This is a genomic window from Bradyrhizobium sp. USDA 4369, assembly GCF_054056435.1.
In genome coordinates this window covers 4,384,555-4,405,964 of the sequence record NZ_JBSRYH010000001.1, presented here as the reverse complement: position 1 = coordinate 4,405,964, position 21,410 = coordinate 4,384,555, and the positions used below count along the sequence as shown (strand labels likewise).

At 65.6% G+C, this 21,410-nt stretch carries 23 protein-coding genes, 1 pseudogene and 1 riboswitch; of the genes and pseudogenes, 19 read left to right on the top strand and 5 right to left on the bottom strand.

What is annotated here, in order from left to right; translation table 11 throughout:
- Positions 1-158: 158 nt before the first annotated feature.
- The 4 genes and pseudogenes from ACVIJ6_RS19795 to ACVIJ6_RS19780 all read left to right on the top strand — a co-directional run bounded on the left by ACVIJ6_RS19795 (position 159) and on the right by ACVIJ6_RS19780 (position 5,604).
- On the top strand, positions 159-1,793 hold the full coding sequence (locus ACVIJ6_RS19795; RefSeq protein ID WP_456774053.1) for a DUF4403 family protein: 1,635 nt from the start codon (positions 159-161) through the stop codon (positions 1,791-1,793).
- Between the two features lie 104 nt (positions 1,794-1,897).
- Positions 1,898-3,115: an ABC transporter substrate-binding protein gene (locus ACVIJ6_RS19790; protein WP_456774052.1), complete on the top strand. Its 1,218-nt coding sequence runs from the start codon at positions 1,898-1,900 to the stop codon at positions 3,113-3,115.
- A gap of 318 nt (positions 3,116-3,433) precedes the next feature.
- Complete coding sequence (locus tag ACVIJ6_RS19785; protein ID WP_012046088.1) at positions 3,434-4,174, top strand: response regulator; 741 nt, start codon at positions 3,434-3,436, stop codon at positions 4,172-4,174.
- A 24-nt stretch (positions 4,175-4,198) separates the two neighbouring features.
- A pseudogene (locus ACVIJ6_RS19780) lies at positions 4,199-5,604 on the top strand (ATP-binding protein).
- Between the two features lie 63 nt (positions 5,605-5,667).
- Here ACVIJ6_RS19780 and ACVIJ6_RS19775 read toward each other — a convergent pair.
- The 3 genes from ACVIJ6_RS19775 to ACVIJ6_RS19765 all read right to left on the bottom strand — a co-directional run bounded on the left by ACVIJ6_RS19775 (position 5,668) and on the right by ACVIJ6_RS19765 (position 8,410).
- The gene (locus tag ACVIJ6_RS19775) at positions 5,668-6,204 is read right to left on the bottom strand and encodes a PRC-barrel domain-containing protein (RefSeq protein WP_456777034.1); all 537 of its coding nucleotides are present in this window, start codon (positions 6,202-6,204) and stop codon (positions 5,668-5,670) included.
- Between the two features lie 327 nt (positions 6,205-6,531).
- Positions 6,532-6,783 (bottom strand): hypothetical protein, encoded by a 252-nt coding sequence (locus ACVIJ6_RS19770; RefSeq protein WP_172241506.1) that lies wholly within the window; start codon positions 6,781-6,783, stop codon positions 6,532-6,534.
- Between the two features lie 145 nt (positions 6,784-6,928).
- The gene (locus ACVIJ6_RS19765; RefSeq protein WP_456774051.1) at positions 6,929-8,410 is read right to left on the bottom strand and encodes a hypothetical protein; all 1,482 of its coding nucleotides are present in this window, start codon (positions 8,408-8,410) and stop codon (positions 6,929-6,931) included.
- Between the two features lie 207 nt (positions 8,411-8,617).
- Here ACVIJ6_RS19765 and ACVIJ6_RS19760 point away from each other — a divergent pair, with 207 nt between their 5' ends.
- The 10 genes from ACVIJ6_RS19760 to ACVIJ6_RS19715 all read left to right on the top strand — a co-directional run bounded on the left by ACVIJ6_RS19760 (position 8,618) and on the right by ACVIJ6_RS19715 (position 16,849).
- Positions 8,618-9,451, top strand: a complete 834-nt coding sequence (locus tag ACVIJ6_RS19760; RefSeq protein WP_456774050.1) for a transglycosylase SLT domain-containing protein — start codon at positions 8,618-8,620, stop codon at positions 9,449-9,451.
- Positions 9,452-9,528: 77 nt separating this feature from the next.
- A riboswitch (TPP riboswitch) is annotated at positions 9,529-9,639 on the top strand.
- Positions 9,627-10,643, top strand: coding sequence for an FAD-dependent oxidoreductase (locus ACVIJ6_RS19755; RefSeq protein WP_456774049.1), 1,017 nt, complete (start codon positions 9,627-9,629; stop codon positions 10,641-10,643). It overlaps the preceding riboswitch by 13 nt.
- A complete protein-coding gene (thiS, locus tag ACVIJ6_RS19750) occupies positions 10,634-10,831 on the top strand; it encodes a sulfur carrier protein ThiS (RefSeq protein ID WP_012046095.1) in 198 nt (65 codons plus the stop codon). Before ACVIJ6_RS19755 ends, thiS begins: the two co-directional genes overlap by 10 nt.
- A 334-nt stretch (positions 10,832-11,165) precedes the next feature.
- On the top strand, positions 11,166-11,948 hold the full coding sequence (locus tag ACVIJ6_RS19745; protein ID WP_456774048.1) for a thiazole synthase: 783 nt from the start codon (positions 11,166-11,168) through the stop codon (positions 11,946-11,948).
- Positions 11,935-12,543 carry a thiamine phosphate synthase gene (locus ACVIJ6_RS19740; protein WP_456774047.1) on the top strand — a complete coding sequence of 203 codons (609 nt, stop codon included), beginning with the start codon at positions 11,935-11,937 and terminating at the stop codon, positions 12,541-12,543. The genes ACVIJ6_RS19745 and ACVIJ6_RS19740 overlap by 14 nt, the downstream gene beginning before the upstream one ends.
- Positions 12,544-12,686: 143 nt before the next feature.
- Entirely contained in the window at positions 12,687-14,588 is a 1,902-nt protein-coding gene (gene thiC / locus ACVIJ6_RS19735) for a phosphomethylpyrimidine synthase ThiC (protein ID WP_456774046.1), read from the top strand.
- A 171-nt stretch (positions 14,589-14,759) separates the two neighbouring features.
- Complete coding sequence (locus tag ACVIJ6_RS19730) at positions 14,760-15,146, top strand: RidA family protein (protein WP_456774045.1); 387 nt, start codon at positions 14,760-14,762, stop codon at positions 15,144-15,146.
- Positions 15,147-15,499: 353 nt separating this feature from the next.
- Entirely contained in the window at positions 15,500-15,757 is a 258-nt protein-coding gene (locus ACVIJ6_RS19725; RefSeq protein WP_456774044.1) for a hypothetical protein, read from the top strand.
- A gap of 198 nt (positions 15,758-15,955) precedes the next feature.
- Positions 15,956-16,225 carry a hypothetical protein gene (locus ACVIJ6_RS19720; RefSeq protein ID WP_456774043.1) on the top strand — a complete coding sequence of 90 codons (270 nt, stop codon included), beginning with the start codon at positions 15,956-15,958 and terminating at the stop codon, positions 16,223-16,225.
- 123 nt (positions 16,226-16,348) lie between these two features.
- Positions 16,349-16,849 (top strand): mismatch-specific DNA-glycosylase, encoded by a 501-nt coding sequence (locus tag ACVIJ6_RS19715; protein ID WP_456777033.1) that lies wholly within the window; start codon positions 16,349-16,351, stop codon positions 16,847-16,849.
- 173 nt (positions 16,850-17,022) lie between these two features.
- Here the strand turns inward: ACVIJ6_RS19715 and ACVIJ6_RS19710 are convergent, their stop codons facing one another.
- Positions 17,023-17,463 (bottom strand): hypothetical protein, encoded by a 441-nt coding sequence (locus ACVIJ6_RS19710; protein ID WP_012046104.1) that lies wholly within the window; start codon positions 17,461-17,463, stop codon positions 17,023-17,025.
- Between the two features lie 407 nt (positions 17,464-17,870).
- On the opposite strand from ACVIJ6_RS19710, the gene ACVIJ6_RS19705 reads away from it, so the two are divergent.
- Together ACVIJ6_RS19705 and ACVIJ6_RS19700 are read left to right on the top strand one after the other, a co-directional pair.
- Positions 17,871-18,140 (top strand): helix-turn-helix domain-containing protein, encoded by a 270-nt coding sequence (locus ACVIJ6_RS19705; RefSeq protein WP_041750961.1) that lies wholly within the window; start codon positions 17,871-17,873, stop codon positions 18,138-18,140.
- Positions 18,141-18,302: 162 nt separating this feature from the next.
- Positions 18,303-18,836 carry a collagen-like protein gene (locus tag ACVIJ6_RS19700; RefSeq protein ID WP_456774042.1) on the top strand — a complete coding sequence of 178 codons (534 nt, stop codon included), beginning with the start codon at positions 18,303-18,305 and terminating at the stop codon, positions 18,834-18,836.
- A gap of 44 nt (positions 18,837-18,880) precedes the next feature.
- Here the strand turns inward: ACVIJ6_RS19700 and ACVIJ6_RS19695 are convergent, their stop codons facing one another.
- Positions 18,881-19,150 carry a DUF2277 domain-containing protein gene (locus tag ACVIJ6_RS19695; protein WP_456774041.1) on the bottom strand — a complete coding sequence of 90 codons (270 nt, stop codon included), beginning with the start codon at positions 19,148-19,150 and terminating at the stop codon, positions 18,881-18,883.
- 127 nt (positions 19,151-19,277) lie between these two features.
- Here ACVIJ6_RS19695 and ACVIJ6_RS19690 point away from each other — a divergent pair, with 127 nt between their 5' ends.
- From ACVIJ6_RS19690 to ACVIJ6_RS19680, 3 genes are read left to right on the top strand one after another with little or no spacing between them, the layout of a single operon-like run.
- Entirely contained in the window at positions 19,278-20,339 is a 1,062-nt protein-coding gene (locus ACVIJ6_RS19690) for an alpha/beta fold hydrolase (RefSeq protein WP_456777032.1), read from the top strand.
- 19 nt (positions 20,340-20,358) lie between these two features.
- Positions 20,359-20,706 carry a hypothetical protein gene (locus ACVIJ6_RS19685; RefSeq protein ID WP_456774040.1) on the top strand — a complete coding sequence of 116 codons (348 nt, stop codon included), beginning with the start codon at positions 20,359-20,361 and terminating at the stop codon, positions 20,704-20,706.
- A 30-nt stretch (positions 20,707-20,736) separates the two neighbouring features.
- Entirely contained in the window at positions 20,737-21,342 is a 606-nt protein-coding gene (locus ACVIJ6_RS19680; RefSeq protein ID WP_456774039.1) for a pyridoxamine 5'-phosphate oxidase family protein, read from the top strand.
- Positions 21,343-21,410: the final 68 nt, after the last annotated feature.

Here is a 21,410-nt window from a genome sequence, read left to right as displayed (position 1 = left end):
GCCATTCACCATCGCGACCGAATGATGGCGGGCAGCGCGTCCGGCTGCCCTGGCGCGCCTGCGTTTGGCCCTGTAAGCTTGGCAACCTTGCATTAACCGCGATCTCGCCGTTGCCGGAGCGCGCCGGGATCGCCACCGCTGGAGTCCGTGGATACGACATGAAGCTTCCGACGCCGCGTCCGGACTGGCAGAACAAGCCGCATCCGCTGGCTCCGAAATCGCAGCCGCCGCTGCGACGCTCGCCGCCGCCGCTGCGAATCATCCTGTTCGGTGCGGCCGGGCTCGCAGCGCTCGTTCTCATCGGCATCATCGTCGCGGAAGTCTTTCTGTTCTCCAGCACCACCCCCCCACCGCCATTGGCCGCGTTGCCGCCATTGCCGCCGGCGACCCGCAACTCGACCATCATGGCGCCGGTGTCGATCTCGCTCGGCGCCATCCGCGACGCCGCCGAAAAGGCGACGCCGCGCAATTTCTCGGGCAAGGCCGAGAATCCGGTCACGCAGCTGCTGCAGAATGCCGATATCGGCTGGAACGTGTCGCGCGGCGCCATCGCCGCGACCGGTGCCCAGGACACGCTGTCGCTCGCGACGCCGCTGTCGGGCCGTCTCAACGTCACGGGCACGTTGTCGGCCAAGACCACCGGCGCCCTGGGAGACGCCATCGGCGGACTGCTTGGATCGGACGCCGCCAAACAGATCGGGGTCAATATCAAGAATCTCAACGCGACCGCCGACATCAAGGGCAATGTCATGATCGCGATGCGCCCCCGGCTGGCCGCATCCTGGTATGTCGAGCCCAACTTCGCCGCCCAGGTCAACCTGGGCGACACGGCTTTGACCGTTGCCGGGGCGCGCCTCAACGTGCCGGCGCAGATGAAGCCGATCATCGACAAGAACGTCAATGATCAGCTCGGCGTGCTCAGCGAGCGGCTGCGCAAGGACCCGACCCTGAGGCGGAACGCGCAGATCCAATGGGAGCGCGCCTGTCGCTCGGTCCCGCTGCAGGGCACGGCGCCCGGCCTGCCGGCCGTCTGGCTCGAGATCAAGCCGACCCGGGCGCTGGCCGCGCAACCCGTGATCGACGCAAATGCCGTAACGGCCACGATCGGGATCGAAGCCGAAACACGGGTGACGCCGGCGCAGACCAAGCCGGAATGCCCGTTCCCGGAGAAGATCACGATCGTCCCGCCCACGGCCGGCGGCATCAATGTCGCGGTTCCGATCGACGTGCCCTTCACCGAACTCAACAAGCTCGTCGATTCGCAGCTCGCCGGGCGGACGTTTCCGGAAGACGGCTCCGGCCCGGTCGCCGTCACCGTGAAGCATGCGACCGTGGTCCCCTCCGGTAACCGGCTGCTGATCTCGCTCCAGGTCAAGGGCAAGGAGAAGGAAAGTTTCTTCGGGTTCGGGGCCGAGGCAACCGTCCATATCTGGGGACGGCCGATGGTCGATCAGGCGCAGCAGATCCTGCGCCTGTCCGACCTGCAACTGGCTGTGGAATCGGATGCGGCCTTCGGCCTGCTCGGCGCCGCCGCGCGCGCTGCGGTCCCGCATCTGCAGCGCGCGTTGCTGGAGCGCTCGGTGATCGATCTCAAGCCGTTCGCCGATAATCTTCGTGAGAAGGTCGCCGCCGCGATGGCCGAAATGCACAAGAACGAAAACGGCGTCAGGGTCGATACCGACGTCAACAATCTCGCTTTGACCGACATTGCCTTCGACGCCACAACGCTGCGCGTCATCGCCTCGGCCGAAGGGACGATGACGGTGCGTGTCAACGCGCTGCCAGGGCTGTGAGCTGAAACCTTTCGCAACCGTCCCATGCGCGGCCTCGCTTTGCAGGGCGCCGTCAAGACAGCTAGAACTGCGCCCGCCAACAACAACAATCTCGGGAGAGAAACATGAAACCTTCGGCGCAAGCCGTCGCCGCAGCCCTCGCGCTCGCGGCCCTCTGCGGAACCGCTCAGGCCCAGACGATCTCGGACGATGTCGTCAAGATCGGCGTGCTCACCGACATGTCCAGCCTCTATGCGGACGCGACCGGCAAGGGTTCGCTGGTGGCCGTGCAGATGGCGGTCGAGGATTATGGCGGCAAGGTCAAGGGCAAGAAGGTCGAAGTGGTCTCGGCCGACCACCAGAACAAGCCGGATGTCGGCGTCAACATCGCCCGCAACTGGTATGACAATGAGAAGGTCGATGCCATCTTCGACGTGCCGACCTCTTCGGTCGCGCTGCCGATCTCGGCGCTGACCCGCGAGAAGAACAAGATCCACATCAATTCCGGCGGCGGTTCATCCGACATCACCGGCAGCCAATGCTCGCCCAACACGGTGCACTGGACCTATGACACCTACGCGCTGTCGAACGTGGCGGGCAAGGCGATGGTCAAGCGCGGCGAGGACACCTGGTTCTTCATCACCGCCGACTACGCGTTCGGTCAGGCCCTGGAGCGCGACGCCGCCAATGTCGTGAAGGAGGCCGGAGGCAAGGTGCTCGGCGACGTGCGCCATCCGTTGAACTCGTCGGACTTCTCCTCCTTCGTGCTGCAGGCCCAGGCTTCCAAGGCCAAGGTGGTCGGTCTCGCCAACGCCGGCGGCGATACGCAGAACGCGCTCAAGCAAGCGGCGGAATTCGGCTTGGCGCAGAGCGGCCAGAAGATGATCGCGCTCTTGATGGAGATCACCGATGTTCACTCGCTCGGCATCAAATCGACCGCCGGGCTGATCGTCACCGATGCGTTCTACTGGGACATGAACGACGAGACCCGCGCCTTCTCCAAGCGCTTCAACGACAAGGTCGGGCACATGCCGACCATGATCCAGGCCGGGCTCTATTCCGCGACGATGCATTACCTCAAGGCGATCGAGGCCATCGGCACCGACGAGGCGCCGAAGGTGATGGAGCAGATGCGCGCAACGCCGGTGAACGATTTCTTCGCCAAGAACGGCAAGATCCGCATCGACGGCCGCATGGTGCACGACATGTATCTGTTCGAGGTCAAGAAGCCGGAGGAGTCGAAGGGCGACTGGGACCTTTACAAGCTGATCGCGACCGTGCCGGGCGACGAGGCGTTCCGCCCGCTCGACAAAGGCGGCTGTCCGCTGGTGAAGTCGAACTGAGCCTCGGACTGCGACCTGCCCAACTCATTCGTGACAGCGCGCCTGGCCAAGCCTGGCGCGCTGCTTTTTCTGAAGCATTCCAATCCGGCCCCGGGCACCGCGACCAGAACGTGCCGCTCGCGGTAGCCTGATGCATCAACGTCGCGGACAACCTGAAGCCACGACTTGTCCGCTTCTTCACCTGTGAGCTTGACGGGCCCTGATGAAAGCAGCAACAGGTAGGAAAGACGTTTCACTGGCTTGCCCGACGTTGCCGCCAGGAAACATTACGTAACAAAATTCTTCGCAAAACGCCGCGATTCTAGGTCAATTGACGGTATGGCCCAGACACAACCACACATCCTTGTCGTCGAGGACGACCGCGAAACGCGGACGCTGATCGCGAAATATCTGCGCAACAATTCCTGCAATGTCACGACCGCGACCGACGGCCGCGAGATGACCCGCATCATGGGCGATCACCGGATCGACCTTTTGATCCTCGACGTGATGTTGCCGGGCGAGGACGGCCTGACCCTCTGCCGCAAGCTACGCGCCGAATCGCAGGTTCCGATCATCATGCTCACTGCGCGGGGCGAGGATGTCGACCGCATTCTCGGCCTGGAAATGGGCGCTGACGACTATCTGCCGAAGCCGTTCAATCCACGCGAGCTACTCGCCCGGATCAATGCCGTGCTGCGCCGGCAGGCCGCCGCGATGACCGCAAGCGCAACCGAGGGCGCGACCGCGCTGAGCTTCCTCGGCTGGCGGATCGATTTCCGGCTGCGCGAGCTGCGCAATCCCGAAGGCGCACGCGTCGCGATGACCAGCGCCGAGTTCGATCTGTTGCGCACCTTCTGCGAACGGCCGGGCCGCGTGCTGTCGCGCGACAGCCTGCTCGACCTGACGCAGGGCCGCAGCGCCGGCTCGTTCGAACGCTCCATCGACGTGCTGGTCAGCCGCATCCGCCGCAAGATCGAGCCGGATCCGCAGGAGGCCACCATGATCAAGACGGTGCGATCCGGCGGCTACATGTTCACGCCTGTCGTCGAGGTGGTGACGGCGCCGCAGAACCACTGACCGCTCGGATCGGATGATGGCGGGATGATGTCGTTCGGCTTTCTCAACCTGAAGGGCATCCGCGGCCAGATCACCGCTCTGGTGGCGATCTCGATCGTTGCGCTGCATGCGATCATCACCGCAACATTTCTGATCTATCGCGCAGAGCAGCCCGAGGGTGAGAGCGAGGCAGGTCCGTTCCAGCTTGCGACCGCCATCCGCATTCTCGGTCGGGCTCCCGCCGGCGACCGCCCGCGGCTGATGGCCGATATCGTTCGTGCCTATCCCGGAGTTCGACATCAAACCTCATTCCGGTCCGCTGCCGAGCGAGCCCGGACGAGCGCCCGAGCCGGGCGCAGAAGGCGCGCCGAGCGCGGGCGGACCAGGCTTCGAACCCCACCGCGGACCTGACGGCAGACCTCCCGGACCCGGCGGCTTTCGCGGCCTCGGCCCCGGCTACCGGATCTTCATGTCGCCACCCGGATCAGGCGCGCGGCGTGTCGTCGTCGCACTGCCCGACGGCGACCTGATCTCGGCCAGGACTCCTGACCGGCCGCGCCGGCCGCCGTTCTGGGGCGCTCCATGGTTGACGACCATCCTGTTCGCACTGATCAGCACGACCTTGCTCGGCCTCTGGGCCGCGCGTGCGCTGACATCGCCGCTGTCGAGCTTCGCCAGGGCCGCGGAGAATTTCAGCCTCGATGGCGATGCGCCCGCGCTGCCCGAACGCGGGCCGGAAGAAATCCGCTCATTGGCGCGCGCGCTGAACAGGATGCGGCAGCGCATCACCCGCGCTGATGAACGACCGGACCAAGATGCTCGCGGCGATCAGCCATGATCTGCGCACGCCCCTGACCCGGATGCGTTTGCGCTGCGAGTTCGTCGAGGATGAGCTGCAGCGCAGCCGCATGCTGGCCGACCTCGACCAGATGCATACGATGCTCGGATCGGTGCTGTCGTTCCTGCGCAACGGCCGCAAGCTCGAGCCGATGACACTGGTCGATATCGCCAGCATCCTGCAGCTCGTCGCCGACCAGTTCGCGGATGTCGGCCATCAGGTCAGTTATGTCGGTCCGACCCACGCCATGGCCACGGTGCGACCCGACGATCTGATGCGCTCGGTCACGAACCTGGTCGAGAACGCCGCGAAATATGGCAAGGAGATCGTGATCAGGCTGACAGTCTCGGGCAATCGCCTGACCATCGACGTCGAGGATGACGGCCCGGGCATCGCGGATGCCCTCAAGCCAGACATGCTCGAGCCTTTCGTGCGCGGCGACGATGCCCGCAACATGGACGAGGCCACCGGCTTCGGGCTCGGACTGTCGATCGCCAAAGCGATCGTTCAGGCCCATGGCGGCGAGCTGTCGCTGCACGACCGGCACCCCTGCGGATTGATCGCACGCATCGAGCTGCCGCTCAGCCGCAGCAGCCTGCGCCCTGCAGCGTGACATGCGCGAACGCGCCCGGACGAACCGGGCGCGCCGCGACACAGCCGATCGATCGCTGTTTTCTTACTCCGAGTACTTGAACTCGGGCATCGACTTCAGCTGGTCCTTGCTCGCGTTGATCATCGCGTGATCGGGATACCAGCGGCCCTTCGAAGAGCTCATCGACGAGGACGAAGTGCCGGTGGCGGCGCCCGTCGTCGTGGTCGCCGGCGGCGTGGTCGAGGAAGTCGTACCAGAGGCCGGAGCGTTGGAGGCGGTGTTGGACTGCACCGGCTGATCCGAGAACTTCACCTGGTCGAACGAGACCGCGACGAGGTGTTCGCCCATGCCGAGGAAGCCGCCGACGCCGATCACGACGCCCTTGACGTTCCCGCTCTTGTCGACGAGCAGATCGTCGATCGAGCCGACATTCTCATTGTTGTTGTTGTAGACCTTCACGCCGACCAGTTTGGAACTGCGCCAATCACCCTGATAGGACGCCGCCGTGGTGTTGGCGGTGGTCGTGGTGCTGGTCGTGGTGGTGGTGCTCTCCGCAGCAAACGCCGCGGTCGCGAGCAGCAGGGAACCGGCAAGGCCGGCTGCAACAGTCTTCTTCATCACCATGTGGTGTCTCCTCTCAGTGATTGGTGACGAGAGAACTGCAGCGGACAGTCGCCGTTCCGCGGGAACTCCGATTTCGTCATGCTGCGCGACAAGCGGTCTCAGTGCAGCGCCGAAATGTGCCTGAGTAACAGTTCCGACAAGTCACTCCGGAGGCCCCGCGATCACGTCGCGTGGCGCGCCGGCATCTGCCAGGACATCATCGCTGGCTTGCTCATATCAACGCGCATGGCAGGGCGGCTCAAGCCGTCCAGCCGCATCCAGCTGTCCGCGAGTCTGGGTCTATGCGGCCGCCGCGCCGCAAGGCGGAGAGCCCGCCGGGCCCGACTACGCGGCCAGCGCATCGTCCTGATCGACGGCCTCGGCATAGAACGCGATGGTCTCATAGCGATAATCGCAGAGGCGGCAATGCCAGAGGAAGGCGGTGCGCCGACCATCCTTCTCGACCCAGGACGGCAGCGCGATCGGCTCGCCGCATTGGGCACAGGGATTGTTGCGCGGCAGGTCCAGGACGCGGATGTCGGCCTGCCTGTTGTTGCTGAAACGATCGGCTGTGGTGTCGGTTGCCTTCACGGCCATGACGCGCTCCCTCTCTGTTCAGTTTCTTGAATGAGTCAGGCTTGCTGTCGAACTGATACGGTGATGATAGTCGAGCACTGCCTGATTTGCACGCGCCGAGATGCCGCGCGACATCCGACCTCACGTGATAATCATCAGGATTGAATCAATTCCTGCCGGAATCGACCGGCGGTTCCGTGCTGTGTCGGGCGCCTGCTTTGCGCAGATGAATAGTGGCGATGTCATCGGCATAGACTTTTTGCCAGCCATCGACATGGTCGAGCAGCTTGGTCGCCGCGCTCTGGGTGCGCAGCAAGGTCGCCTCGATGTCGTAGTCCTTCAGCAGCCGGAACAGATTGTCCGGCTCCATCAGTCCCGATGCGGCGTTGTGATCGACGAAGAACTTTTCGCCGTAGAGCTCGGTGCGGCCGTCGATGAACGGAGCTATTCCGGTCGAGATCAGATAGCCGCCGAAATCATAATCGTTCAACACGCGCGTCAGATTGAGCTTCTTGAGCTCGGTCACGGCCGCCACCGGCGTGCCGCGCATGTTCGGCGCGAAGGTCAGGATCGACAAGGACGCCAACGTGCCGGCGCCGAGCGCGAGCACCACGGCCGCTGTCAGCGCGGCACGCGCCCCCGTTGGCACAACGGGCAACGGGTCCAACTGCCGCGCCAGCGGCGCCGCGATCACCAGCGGCCCGACCAGCGCCAGGATCTCGGCGGCGCGCGCCTGGGCCAGCGCCATGTGCAGCAGGCCGAGCAGCATCAGGATGCGGACCGGCGGCAGCTTGAGCCCATGATACAGCGCAAAGCCGATTGCCAGCAGCAGGCAGACCTCGAAGGGCCCGAGGCCCTGGAAATCCGCCGCCTTCCATTCGACGATCAGCGGCAGCGCCTGACCGAGCGACAGGATCTTCTGCGCCGCGAGCAGCGCGTTCCAGCCATAGGGCGTGCAGCAGCTCGCGGCCACAGCGAGCGCGGCGAACGCCATCCAGCGCAGCGCCAACGCGCGGCGAAGCGGCGGCTCGGCATTGACCATCGCATCAAGCGCAGCGGGCACCATGAAGAAAAGGCCGAACACGAATCCGCCGTGAAGATTGGCCCACAGCGCGATCAGGAGCGCCAGCGCCACAGGCGGCACCGCCTTGCGATCGGCGGCGTCGATCAATCCCGCCATCCAGGCCACCAGGATCGGAAACGCCAGCACATGCGGCCGCGCCAGCAGATGCGGCAGGCAGAGCAGGAACGCGGCCACGACGAACACCAGCATCGTGCTGTCGCGCAGATGCCGGCCGAGGGCACGCGCGAACAGCCCGAAGGCCAGCGCGATCGCCGACGCCGCCAGCACCACAGGGCCGGTCCAGCCGGCGAGCCTGTAGGCCGCGGCATAGCCGACCTGCGCGAGCCATTGCGTCGAGATCCAGGGCGCGCCGCGCATGGTGAAGGAGTAGACGTCGACCTCGGGCACCGCGCGGTGATCGAGGATCCACTGCCCCACGGTGATCTGCCACAGCGTGTCCGGATCGTTGAGCAGACGGTTGCCGGAGATCAGCAGCAGCGCATAGACGCCGGCGCCGACCCACAGCGGTAACAGCGCGCGTGACGGCCGGATGGTCGCTTCGGTGTGGGTGACGGACAGCGTCATCGCGGCATGGACCTGGCTGGGAGCTTGCGGCCAGCCAAGCACGCCCCGTCTAATTCGGAGTAAACCGTGGCGCCGCGGCCGCCGCACATCCCGCCCCAATTCCGCCACATTATCGCCCGGCGATCGCGCCAATTACGGTGCGTAAAGTGTTAAACGTGTGCCGGGGGGCTGCTTGGCACGCGCGTGGTTCCCGGGGGATCCTGACACATGAAACGTATCGTGCTGACGGCCTGGATCGCAGGCCTTGCGATGGCCGGTCACATGCCGGCGGCCATGGCTGCGGAAGATATGGCTGCCGAAGACGCGGCCCCTCCTTCGGCGGCGAAGGCCAAGATCGGCAAGACGGCCGCGAAGGCCAGCACGGCCGTCAAGCTGGCCCATGTCCGCCCGGACGGTATCAAGGAGCTCGCTGCGCACAGCGCTGTCACCAAGGCCGCGCGCGAAGTCGAGGCCATCGAGGCGGTAAGCGGCGCCGACAATTTGCAGCCGGTCGACGCCAATGCGGCCGCGCCGGCCGCCGAGACCGAGGCGGTGCCGGTCGACACCCCGGCTGCCGAGCCCCGCGAGACCGATCGGAAGGCCGCGGACGTCAAGCCCAAGCACATGAACACCGGCCATCCGCATATCGATGCGCTGGTCGCCGTCCACGCCGCCGCCAACGACGTTCCCGAGGCGCTGATTCACCGCGTGATCGTGCGCGAGAGCAAATATCAGAAGGACCTGGTCGGCCGTTGCGGCTGCATCGGCCTGATGCAGATCAAGCTCGGCACCGCGCGCGGCCTCGGCTACACCGGCGACGCGGCCGGCCTGCACGATCCGAACACCAACCTCACCTATGGCGTGAAATACCTCGCCGGTGCCTATCGCGCCGCCCGCGGCGATCACGACCGCGCCGTGGCTTATTTCGCCAAGGGCTATTACGAGGAGGCCAAGCGGCAGCGTCTCGCCGATGCGCGACCGTTCGCCCGGCCCGAGCGCGTCGCCGCCCCGCTCGACATCACGCCGAAGATCACCCCTGTCCGTCACGCCCGCGCGCATTGAACGCGATCGGTTCCTCGGCGATCGGACCTTCTTTCCGTGACACTCCGTTGACACGGGGCCGTATCGGTCTATTTTAAGCGCGTTCCGAGGGGAGCTCCGAGGGGGAGCTGAGATACCGCACGTGATGCGGTGACCCTTTGAACCTGATCCGGGTCATGCCGGCGAAGGGACAGGGATGCAGCAGACAACCACGACACGCGGGGATCGTCCCGTATCCATCATTGGCGCGGGCATTGCCGGCGCCTGGCAGGCGCTGTTGTTCGCGCGCGCCGGCCACGCCGTCACGCTGCATGAACGCAGCGACGCCGACCTGATGCTCTCCACCAGCCATTGGGCCGGCGGCATGCTGGCGCCGTACTGCGAGAGCGAAATTTCCGAACCCGTGATCAGCCGGCTCGGCCTCGCCTCGCTCGCTCTGTGGCGGCGCGAGCTGCCGGAAACGCCGTTCAACGGCTCGCTGGTGATCGCGCATGCGCGCGACCGCGCCGATTACGACCGTTTCGCCCGCCGCACCTCCGGCTATGAACGCCTCGACGCGGCGCAGCTCGCAACGCTGGAGCCGTCGCTGGAGGGCCGCTTCCGCGAGGGGCTGTTCTATCCGACCGAAGGCCATGTCGAGCCGCGCCGCGTGCTGCCGAAGCTGCACCAGCGCATCATCGAGGCCGGCGGCCGCGTGCTGTTCAACAGCAACGTCACGGCGTCCGATCTCGACGGTCTCGTGATCGATTGCCGCGGCCTCGATGCGCGCGACGCCGAGCCGGAGCTGCGCGGCGTCAAGGGCGAGATGATCCTGATCGAAACCGCGGAGGTGCAATTGGCGCGGCCGGTCCGGCTGATGCATCCGCGCTGGCCGCTGTATCTGATCCCGCGCGCCGACAACCTGTTCATGCTGGGCGCGACCTCGCTGGAGGCCGAGGACAGCGGCGTCTCCCTGCGCTCGGCGCTGGAATTGCTCGGCGCCGCCTATTCGGTGCATCCGGCGTTCGGCGAGGCGCGCATCCTCGAATTCGGCTCGGGGCTGCGGCCGGCCTATCCGGACAATCTGCCGCGCATCACCGTGACGAGCGAGCGTGAGATCCGCGTCAACGGCCTCTATCGCCACGGCTTCCTGATCGCGCCGGCCCTGGCGCAGGCGACCTTGAACTACGTCGCGCATGGCCAGATCGACAATGAGGTGATGCGATGCGCGTGACCGTCAATGGCGAGGCCCGTGACATCAGTTCGACCGATGTCGCCGCGCTGCTGTCCGAGCTCGACTATGAAGGCAGCCATTTTGCCATCGCGCTGAACTACGACGTGGTGCCCAAGAGCCGCTGGTCCGAGACGCCGCTGAAGGCCGGCGACGAGATCGAGATCATCACCCCCCGGCAGGGAGGGTGATGATGGCCATGAGACGCGCGCTCGCACGCCACCTGCAGCTGTCGTCCCCGCGAACGCGGGGACCCATAACCACCGGCCGCCGTAATGGCGCTCGATCTCTCCTACCATGCCCCCGCGCGACATCACGCGGTATGGGTCCCGGCGTTCGCCGGGACGACGTGGGAGAAGAGACCGCACCTCACTCACAGCTGTCATCGCCCGGCTTGACCGGGCGATCCAGTACGCCGCGGCCTCTCGGCCTGACCGCACTGCCTCTGGAATACTGGATCCCCGCTTTCGCGGGGATGACAGCTTCCATCGTGGCGACCACCGTCCGCAACGACGGAGACAATTGATGCCCACCTTCTACGACAAGACCTTCGCCTCGCGCCTCCTCATCGGCACCGCGCTGTATCCGTCGCCCGCCATCATGCAGGACGCGATCCGCGCCTCCGGGGCCGAGATCGTCACCGTGTCGCTGCGCCGTGAGGCCGCGGGCGGCAAATCGGGCGATGCGTTCTGGAAGCTGATCCGCGAGCTCAACGTCACGGTGCTGCCGAACACCGCCGGCTGCCGCAGCGTCCGGGAGGCCGTCACCACCGCCAAGCTCGCGCGAGAATTGTTCGGCACGTCCTGGATCAAGCTCGAAGTCATCGCCGACAACGACACCCTGCAGCCGGACGTCGTCGGACTGGTCGAGGCGGCGACGATCCTGGTCAAGGACGGCTTCGAGGTGTTCCCTTATTGCACCGAGGATCTCTCGGTCGCGACGCGGCTGGTCGATGCCGGCTGCAAGGTCGTGATGCCGTGGGCGGCGCCGATCGGCTCCGCCAAGGGCATCATCAATCGCGATGCGCTGAAGCTGCTGCGCGACCGCCTGCCCGATATCACGCTCGTCGTCGACGCCGGCCTCGGCGCCCCCTCGCACGCGGCCGAAGCGCTCGAACTCGGCTATGACGCAGTGCTGCTCAACACCGCGGTGGCCAAGGCCGCCGACCCGGTGGCGATGGCCCGCGCCTTCAAGCTCGGCTGTGACGCCGGCCGCACCGCCTACGAGGCCGGGCTGATGGACGCCCGCGATTTCGCCTCCCCCTCCACCCCTGTCGTTGGGACACCGTTCTGGCATGCCGTATCCTGATCGCTTCTATCCCGTCGTCGACAGCCTCGCCTGGGTCGAGCGCCTGACCAAGCTCGGCGTCGGCACGGTGCAATTGCGCGCCAAGGATCTCAATGACGGCGAGGCATTGCAGATCGTCACCGACGCGCTGGAGATCACCAAGGGCACGGCGACGAAGCTGATCGTCAACGATTATTGGCGTGCCGCGATCGTCGCCGGTGCCGAACATCTCCATCTCGGCCAGGAGGACCTGGCGGACGCCGACGTCAAGGCGATCAAGGAGGCCGGCCTCACACTCGGGCTCTCCACCCATGACGACGCCGAGTTGGAGAATGCGCTGGCGGCCGAGCCCGATTATGTCGCGCTGGGGCCGATCTTCCCGACCACCTTGAAGGCGATGCGCTTCGCCCCGCAGGGCATCCCGAAGATCACCGTGTGGAAGCAGCGCATCGGCCACATTCCGCTGGTCGCGATCGGCGGCATCAAGTTGAAGCAGGCCGCCGAGATCTTTGCCGCCGGCGCCGACTCGATCGCGGTCGTCAGCGACGTCACCCAGAACGCAGATCCCGACGCCCGCGTCCGCGCCTGGTTAGAGGCGACAAAGGAGCCGGCGTGATGCCCCGCTCTATCCATCGTCATTGCGAGCGCAGCGAAGCAATCCAGGGCCCCGCGTGCCGCCCTGGATTGCTTCGTCGCGACCTCTCCTCGCAATGACGTGCCCCATTCACTCCGACAACGACAATTGACCAGGAGGATCCGATGAACATCCGCTCCAACCCCGACACGACACTGCCCGCCGTCACCACCGGTCCGCTGCCCTCCTCGCGCAAGATCTATGCAGCGCCGGACTCCGCACCCGATTTGCGCGTGCCGCTGCGCGAGATCATCCTCTCCGAAGCGGCCTCCGAGCCGAACCTGCCGGTCTACGACACTTCGGGCCCCTACACCGATCCCTCCGTCACCATCGACGTCAATGCCGGCCTGGCGCGCAACCGCACGGCCTGGGTGCTCGAGCGCGGCGGCGTCGAGGAATATGAGGGGCGCGACATCAAGCCGGAGGACAATGGCAATGTCGGCGCCGACAAGGCGGCGAAAGCCTTCGTCGCGCATCACAAGCCGCTGCGCGGCCTCGACGGCCACAAGATCACCCAGCTCGAATTCGCCCGCGCCGGCATCATCACCAAGGAGATGATCTACGTCGCCGAGCGCGAGAATCTCGGCCGCAAGCAGCAGCTCGAACGCGCCGAAGCCGCGCTCGCCGATGGCGAGAGCTTCGGCGCTTCGGTGCCGGCCTTCATCACGCCGGAATTCGTCCGCGACGAGATCGCGCGCGGCCGCGCCATCATCCCCTGCAACATCAACCATGCCGAATTGGAGCCGATGATCATCGGCCGCAACTTCCTCACCAAGATCAACGCCAATATCGGCAACTCGGCGGTGACCTCGTCCGTTGAGGAGGAAGTGGACAAGATGGTCTGGGCGATCCGCTGGGGCGCCGACACCGTGATGGACCTCTCGACCGGCCGCAACATCCACACCACGCGGGAATGGATCCTGCGCAACGCGCCGGTGCCGATCGGCACCGTGCCGATCTACCAGGCGCTGGAGAAGTGCAACGGCGATCCCGTCAAGCTGACCTGGGAGCTCTACAAGGACACGCTGATCGAGCAGTGCGAGCAGGGCGTCGATTATTTCACCATCCACGCCGGCGTGCGGCTGCAATACATCCACCTCACCGCGTCACGCGTCACCGGCATCGTCTCGCGCGGCGGCTCGATCATGGCCAAGTGGTGCCTCGCGCATCACAAGGAGAGCTTCCTCTACACGCATTTCGACGAGATCTGCGACATCATGCGCAAGTATGATGTGTCGTTCTCGCTCGGCGACGGCCTGCGTCCGGGCTCGATCGCCGACGCCAACGACCGCGCGCAATTCGCTGAGTTGGAAACACTAGGCGAACTGACCAAGATCGCCTGGGACAAGGGCTGCCAGGTCATGATCGAAGGCCCCGGCCACGTGCCGATGCACAAGATCAAGATCAACATGGACAAGCAGCTCAAGGAGTGCGGCGAAGCGCCGTTCTACACGCTCGGGCCGCTGACGACAGACATCGCGCCGGGCTACGACCACATCACCTCGGGCATCGGCGCTGCCATGATCGGCTGGTTCGGCTGCGCGATGCTGTGCTACGTGACGCCGAAGGAGCATCTGGGTCTCCCGGATCGCAACGACGTCAAGACCGGCGTCATCACCTACAAGATCGCCGCCCACGCCGCCGATCTCGCCAAGGGCCACCCCGCCGCGCAGCTGCGCGACGACGCGCTGTCCCGCGCCCGCTTCGAGTTCCGCTGGACCGACCAGTTCAACCTCGGCCTCGACCCGGACACGGCGAAGAGCTTCCACGACGAGACCCTGCCGAAGGAAGCCCACAAGGTCGCGCATTTCTGCTCGATGTGCGGTCCGAAATTCTGCTCGATGAAGATCACCCAGGACGTCCGCGACTACGCCGCAACGCTGAATGATCCGGCCACGGTCGGCATGACTATCTCCGGCACCATCGAGGACGGCATGGCCCAGATGAGCGCCAAATTCAAGGAAATGGGCGGCAGCGTGTATCTCGACGCAGAGAAGGTGAAGGAGAGCAACAAGGCGTTGTCCTGACGCCGCGCCCCACTCTCTCCATCGTCATGGCCGGGCGCAGGCCCGGCCATCTATCAAAGCCGGGCGCAAGCCCGGCTTTTTGTTTGATGACCTCGGCTGTTTGCTTCAGAACTTTGCATCCTCGCAGACCCGCTTCAGCTTGATATGAATGAAATAATCGACGGAGGCCTCATGCCCATCCACCACATCCCCGCCCCACCCCACGTCAAAGCCCCACCGCTCTCGTTCGGCACGCGCGTTGGCGATCTCCTCTTCGTCTCCGGCATTCCCGGCTTCGATGCCGACGGCAACCTGCCCGATGAGTTCGAGGCGCAGTTCGCCAATGTCGTGACCAACTTCACCCGTGTGCTGACCGAAGGCGGCGCAAACGTTAGCGATCTCGTCAAGGTCAACGTGCTGCTGACGCGCGCGGCTGATGTTGCGACCATGAACCGGCTCTATGCCGCAGCGTTCGGGCCGGCGCCCTACCCCGCGCGGACGACCTGCGTCGTCGTCGCGCTGCCCGATCCGAAGATGTTGATCGAGATCGAGGGTATCGCGGCGATCGCAAAACCGTAGGATGGGTGAGCGGACGGCGATCAACAAAGGGCTCCACACTGACAGATGATGGCGGGGCGTTCGCGTACCCCACCATACGCCGCGCTGTGTTACGCGCCCCTCCAAAGATCATCTGCGGCGAGGCTTTGTCTCGGCGCTCACCCTCCCTCCAGCTCAGGCAGGGCAATCGTTTGAACCCGACGCGCTAACGCGCAAGTTGGCGCAGCCCTGATGCGGCGCGGCCACGCTGCGGCGAGGTGTGCCGGTTCGCGCGCATTTGCCGCACAAAACCGCCATCGGCGCCTTCAAAAGGAACCACCGAGCACCCACACAGGGCCCGCCCCATCGGGGCCTGCTTGTTGCCGGAGTTGTCGATGTCGCGTTTCACCACCGTTTGTTTTGTTGGCGGGCTTGCTGCCGCTTCTGCTTTTGCCTCCACCCCGGCGCAGGCCGGCTACTACATCCTCCGCTGGGACAACACCGGGATCTGCCAGGTCTGGAGCGAGGCGTTCACGTTCAAGCCGATCCGCTGGCCGTCGGGCTACAAGATCGTCAGCCGTCCGGTGCCGACCTTCAATGAGGCGGTCAACCTGCAGGTCAGGCTGCGTCGGCAGGGCCGCTGCACGCTGTGAGGCGCCGCCGTCGCGCTGGTACTGGAGACCGGGCGTCCGCCTCACCAGCGCGAGGCCCGACATCGCTGTGAACGGCTCACGGTCCCGCCTTGCGCGGCCGGCGCTTTTGTCGCACCACTTCGCGGTGGCTGCCGCGGCTGCATCGTGGCCGCGGCTGCAGCCATGATGATCTGGTCGGTTTGTTTCAGGAGATTGACGATGCGTCGCTTGACCACTCTCGCTGTCGCCGCGGCCCTGACGGCCGCCTCGCTCGCAACCCCGGCCCTGGCCGCGCCGGCCGCCAAGACCGGCTATTACGTGATCCGCTGGGAGAATACCGGCATCTGCCAGATCTGGAACACCGAACTGCAGTCGAAGCCGCTGGAATGGCCGTCGAGCTACAAGATCGTCTCCAAGCCGGTGCCGACCTTCGTCGAGGCCACCAACATCCAGCTCAAGCTGCGCGACGAGCGCCGCTGCTTCCTGTAAGCGAGACCAAGCCGCGGCCGCCGGCTGCGCTCAGGCTCGGCTGGCGACCGGGCTCGCTTGCATCGGCACAAAGCCCGGCAGCGCGGCGATCCGCGCCAGCCATGCCGCTCGCCCATGCCCCCCATGGACCGCCTGCCCGATCAGCTCCAGCCCGGCCTCCGCCTCGTCTTCGTCGGCACCGCCGCGAGCGCCCGCTCGGCCGCGACCGGGCATTATTACGCGCATCCCGGCAACCGCTTCTGGCCCACTTTGTTCGCGGTCGGCCTGACGCCGCGGCTGTATCGACCGCACGAATTTCCGGCGCTGCTGTCGCTCGGCATCGGCTTCACCGACCTGTGCAAGCAGGGCGCGGGCATGGACCATGTGGCGCTCAAGGCCGGCGTCGATGTCGCGGGCTTTGCGGTGAAGATCCGGCGTCATCGCCCGCGCACCATCGCCTTCACCAGCAAGAAGGCTGCGAGCCTGTTCTACCGCAAGCCGACCGGCGCGATCGCGCTGGGGCGCCAATCCGAGCAGGATGACTTCCCGACGGCGTTCGTGCTCGCCTCGCCCTCCGGCGCCGCGTCCGGTGCGTGGACCTTGCAGCCGTGGCAGGAACTGGCCGAGCACGTCACGTCGGGTTAGCGCATGGTCCCACGAAGGTGGAGATGGGCCGCGCTGGACCTGATGGCGGCCGACAAGCCGACGCATCAGCAGAATGCCGAAGATATCAGCCGAACGCCTGTGGCACGTTCCGCTGTCGTCGCCCGGTCAAGCCGGGCGACGGCGGTTGTTTGTTCGGTCGAAGGATGCCGCAACTACCTGATCGTAATCGCGAGGCCCGATAGATCGACATTGGCCAACAGCCCGATCTGCTCGCCGGAGAGTTCGAGCACCGCGCCCTTCTGGTTGGTCAGCACGATGCCGCGCACGCCGCGGCCGACGGCAAGGCCCGCACCGGCGGCGCCATAGACGCCCTCGACGTCGGACGGACGCCAGATGTTGCTGACGCGGCCGCGCAGCACCGTGCGCGAGCCGCCGAACACGAGCCCCCAATCGAGGCCGCCGGTCGACAGCGGATAGGCGCGGCCATGGAAATGCAACATGCCACTGCCGCCGGAGCCGCCGATGATCCATCCCGCCTTGTAGATGGTCAGCGTGATGAAGCCGCCATCCGCATGCGCGGTGGTGGGCAGAACGGCGCCGGCTGCGGCCGTCAGTGCCACCAGCATACCGCGAAGGAAGGACGCAATTTTCATGGATCAAATCTCCAGTGACGTGAAGTCGAGGTCATTCGATAGCCACTTGTGACAATCGCGCCCCACCAATCGAATCGATCGGGCCGAATTTAGCCCTTTGCGCGGCGCCAAGCATATGGCGCCGCTTGTGTGTTCGAAATGCCGCCACTTCGCCCCCGCGCGGCCGGCCCGGCGATCCGGGCGACCTGCGCCGCCGGGCGCGCAGGCACGCCGGGTGGCGAAATGGGTCGAGACCCGCGCAAAACCATGGCGCTTTAGGGGTATTTCAGGCCCGGACGGCCACTACGAGCTTGCGTTAAGGACCCGTTAACCTTGTCCGACCACGGTGATTTACGGGCTGGATGTTTAGTTGGTCTCGATGTTTTCGCACCGTTTTCATGCGGTGCGGGCGTTGATCGGGAGGAGTTATGTCACAAGAGTTGTCAGCCGATGCCGCAAGTCCGTCACTCGTTCCACTCGTTATGCCGCCGTCGCCCTCCGCGACGGAGGTTCTGCCGCTGTTGATCGGCACGCCGCTGTCAGACATCGAGCGCGAGCTCATCGTCCAGACCCTGGCGCGCTGCAACGGCAATCGCACCCATGCCGCCCGGCTGCTCGGGATGCCGGTTCGTACCCTGCGGAACAAGATCCGCGGCTACACCGCCGAGGGCATCGCGGTCCCGGCCTATACGGCCTGAGACGACGGTGGACCATGCGAAATCCCTTCGCATGGAACTCATCAGGACGCGGTGCCGATTGATGTTGATCGATCGGCCTCGCGGCTCTGCTGCAATTGCTGCGGTTGTTGCGGCTCTGTTACCCTTCGCTGCGAATCAAATGATCGTAGCGGAGTTGCGGTAGTGGCGAAGAATCCGGCCGGACGCGGCCTGCAGGGCCCAGCGGGTCCACGTGGCCCGCAGGGGCAGCCTGGGAAGCGCGGACCGGATGGCCAGCGCGGCAAGCCTGGTCCTGACGGCAAAGCAGGGCCGCAAGGCAAGCCCGGCCCGCAAGGGCCGCGTGGCGAGGTGGGTCCACCGGGCAAACCGGGGCCTCAGGGGCCTGCAGGGCCGCAAGGCCCGCGCGGCGAACAGGGCCCACCGGGCACGCTGCCCACCATCGACCAGCTGATGCCCTGGCTGGAGCAGATCTTCGAGGCCTATGAGGATTACAAGCGCACGCGTGACCGCGAGGCGCATGAGCGCGAAGCCGCGCAACTCGCCGTGCGCGATATCTTCGCCGCCGTCCAGCATGACGATGCGCTGGACGAGGCCTTCGAGGACGACGATCCCCACGAGATCGACGTGCCGAAGAAGAAGAAAAAGAAGAAGCACAAGAAAAAGAAGAAGCACGAGAAGCACGCCGACGAGCCGGACGCCGAGGACGAGGCGTTCTGAGCGTTGCGGCCTGTCCTGGCGCGGTCGCCTGGCTCTGGCCGAACTCAGCGGCCGAATCTGGCGGCCGAACGTTCGCGCGCCTTGGCGGCCTCGATCTCGCGATCGCGCGGCGGAGCCTGGGTCTGCAGCGAGCCCAACAGCCGCCGCGCCGCGTCGGCCACCTCCTCGACCGCACGTGCGAAGGCGGCTTCATTGGCCTGCGACGGCGTGTTGAAGCCGGACAGCTTGCGCACGAACTGCAAGGCCGAGGCTTGAATTTCAGCCTCCGTCGCCGGTGGCTCGAAATTGAACAGCGTCTTGATGTTGCGGCACATGACGGGTCTCATCAATCCGGTGCTGAACCAGGTCGCCGGACGTGCTAACATGCCCCCGACGCGGCCGCCAAGAGTCGCGCATGATCCGGGGGAATTCATGCTTCGACAAATCATGCTTCGGCCATTCGTGTTTCGGCCCTGTGTCGCCGTCCTTGCTGCTTTCGTCGCCTGTTGCGCCCCGGCCAAGGCCGCGGACTATCCGGCCCCGAAACAGGCGGACTTCGTCGTCAAGGATTTCAAGTTCCACACCGGCGAGACACTGCCGGAACTGAAGCTGCACTACACCACCGTGGGCGAGCCGACCGGACAGCCGGTGCTGGTGCTGCACGGCACCGGCGGCTCGGGCGCCAGCATGCTGGTGGCGCCGTTCGCCGGCCAGCTGTTCGGCAAGGATCAGCCGCTCGACGCGACGAAGTACTACATCATCATCCCTGACAGTATCGGGCACGGCAAATCATCCAAGCCATCCGACGGGTTGAAGACCGGCTTCCCGGCCTATGACTATGCCGACATGGTCGATGCACATCACCGGCTGCTCACCGAAGGTCTCGGCATCAAGCATCTACGTCTCATCATCGGCAATTCGATGGGCGGCATGCACAGCTGGGTCTGGGCAACGCGCTATCCCGACTTCATGGATATCGCCGTGCCGATGGCATCGCAGCCGACCGAGATGGCGGCGCGCAACTGGATGCTGCGCCGGATCATGCTGGAGACCATCCGCAACGATCCCGACTATAGCGGCGGCAACTACACGACGCAGCCGCGCATGATGAAGTACGCCGTCACGGCCTATGCCACCGCCACCGCCGGCGGCACCATCGCCTATCAGCTCGCGGCACCGACCGCGGCCCTGGCCGACAAGATGGTGGAGGAGCGCCTGGCGCAGGCTGTTCCCACCGACGCCAACGACTTCATCTATCAATGGGAGTCCTCGCACGACTACAATCCGTCGGCGGATCTCGGGAAGATCAAGGCGACCGTGATGCTGATCAACTCCGCCGACGACGAGCGCAATCCGCCGGAGACCGGCGTCACCGGCGAGGCGATGAAGCGCGTCGCCAATGGCAAGCTGCTGCTGATCCCGGCCTCGGCCGAGACGCGCGGCCATCTCACCACCGGCAATGCCAAATTCTACGCGCAGCCGCTGCGCGAACTGCTGGCGAGCGCCCCGCAGCGGGGCGGCTGATAGCGAGAGGTAAGGACGAATGCGCAGGATCGTGCTGGCCGCTCTCACAATGGGCTCGCTCGCCTCTGCCAGCGTTGCCTTCGACAATGGCCAGTTCGAGAACGTTCCCCCCGATATCCGCGCCTGGTTCAAGAGCGTGATCGCGCCCAACGGCGTGCCATGCTGCGACATCTCCGACGGCCACCGCACGACCTATGACGTCCGCGACGGCACCTATTGGGTGCCGATCGAGGGACGCTGGATGGCGGTGCCGGAGCGCGCCATCATCCGCGACCGCGGCAATCCGGTCGGCGAGGCCGTGGTATGGTACGTCCACCATCGCGGCGACATCATCATCAGCTGCTTCGTGCCGGCCGACGCCGTCTGAGAAGCCGCCCCGCATCCAAGGAGAACCGCTTTGAACGACCTCACCCAGCCGAACCTCGCCGCGATCTATCCGAGCCCGAACGAGCGCGTGATCGCGAAGGTCCGGCCGGCGCTGGACGTTCACAGTCGGAAGTTCATCGCATTGTCGCCGTTCTGCGTGATCGCAAGTGCGGGCAAGGATGGCAGCGTCGACGCTTCGCCGCGCGGTGGTCACCCGGGGTTCGTCCATATCGATGGCGACGATCGTCTGCTGATGCCGGACCGCCCCGGCAACAACAGACTCGATAGTCTCAGGAACGTTTCGGAAGGATCCGGCCTGGTGCAGCTGATCTTCTTTGTACCGGGTCTCAACGAAACCCTGCGGGTCAGCGGCACGGCCGCGCTGTCCACCGATCCCGCCCTGCTTGCGCGGCTCGAGGAGTTCGGCAAGCCGCCGCGCTCCGTGCTCGTGATCGGCGTGCAGGAGGTCTACTTCCATTGCGGCAAGGCGATCATGCGCTCCAAGCTCTGGTCGCAGGAGGCACAGGTCGCGCGCTCCGCAATGCCGAGCATCGGTGAGATCATTCATGATCAGACCCGGCTCGGCACACCCGAGCCTCAGCACGTCACCGACGAACGCTGGCGCGAGCAGCTTTGAGAATGCGATCTGTTCGCATGTGAGCGTCAGCGAGGAGTCATCACCCCTCTCCTATGATCCACATGCGC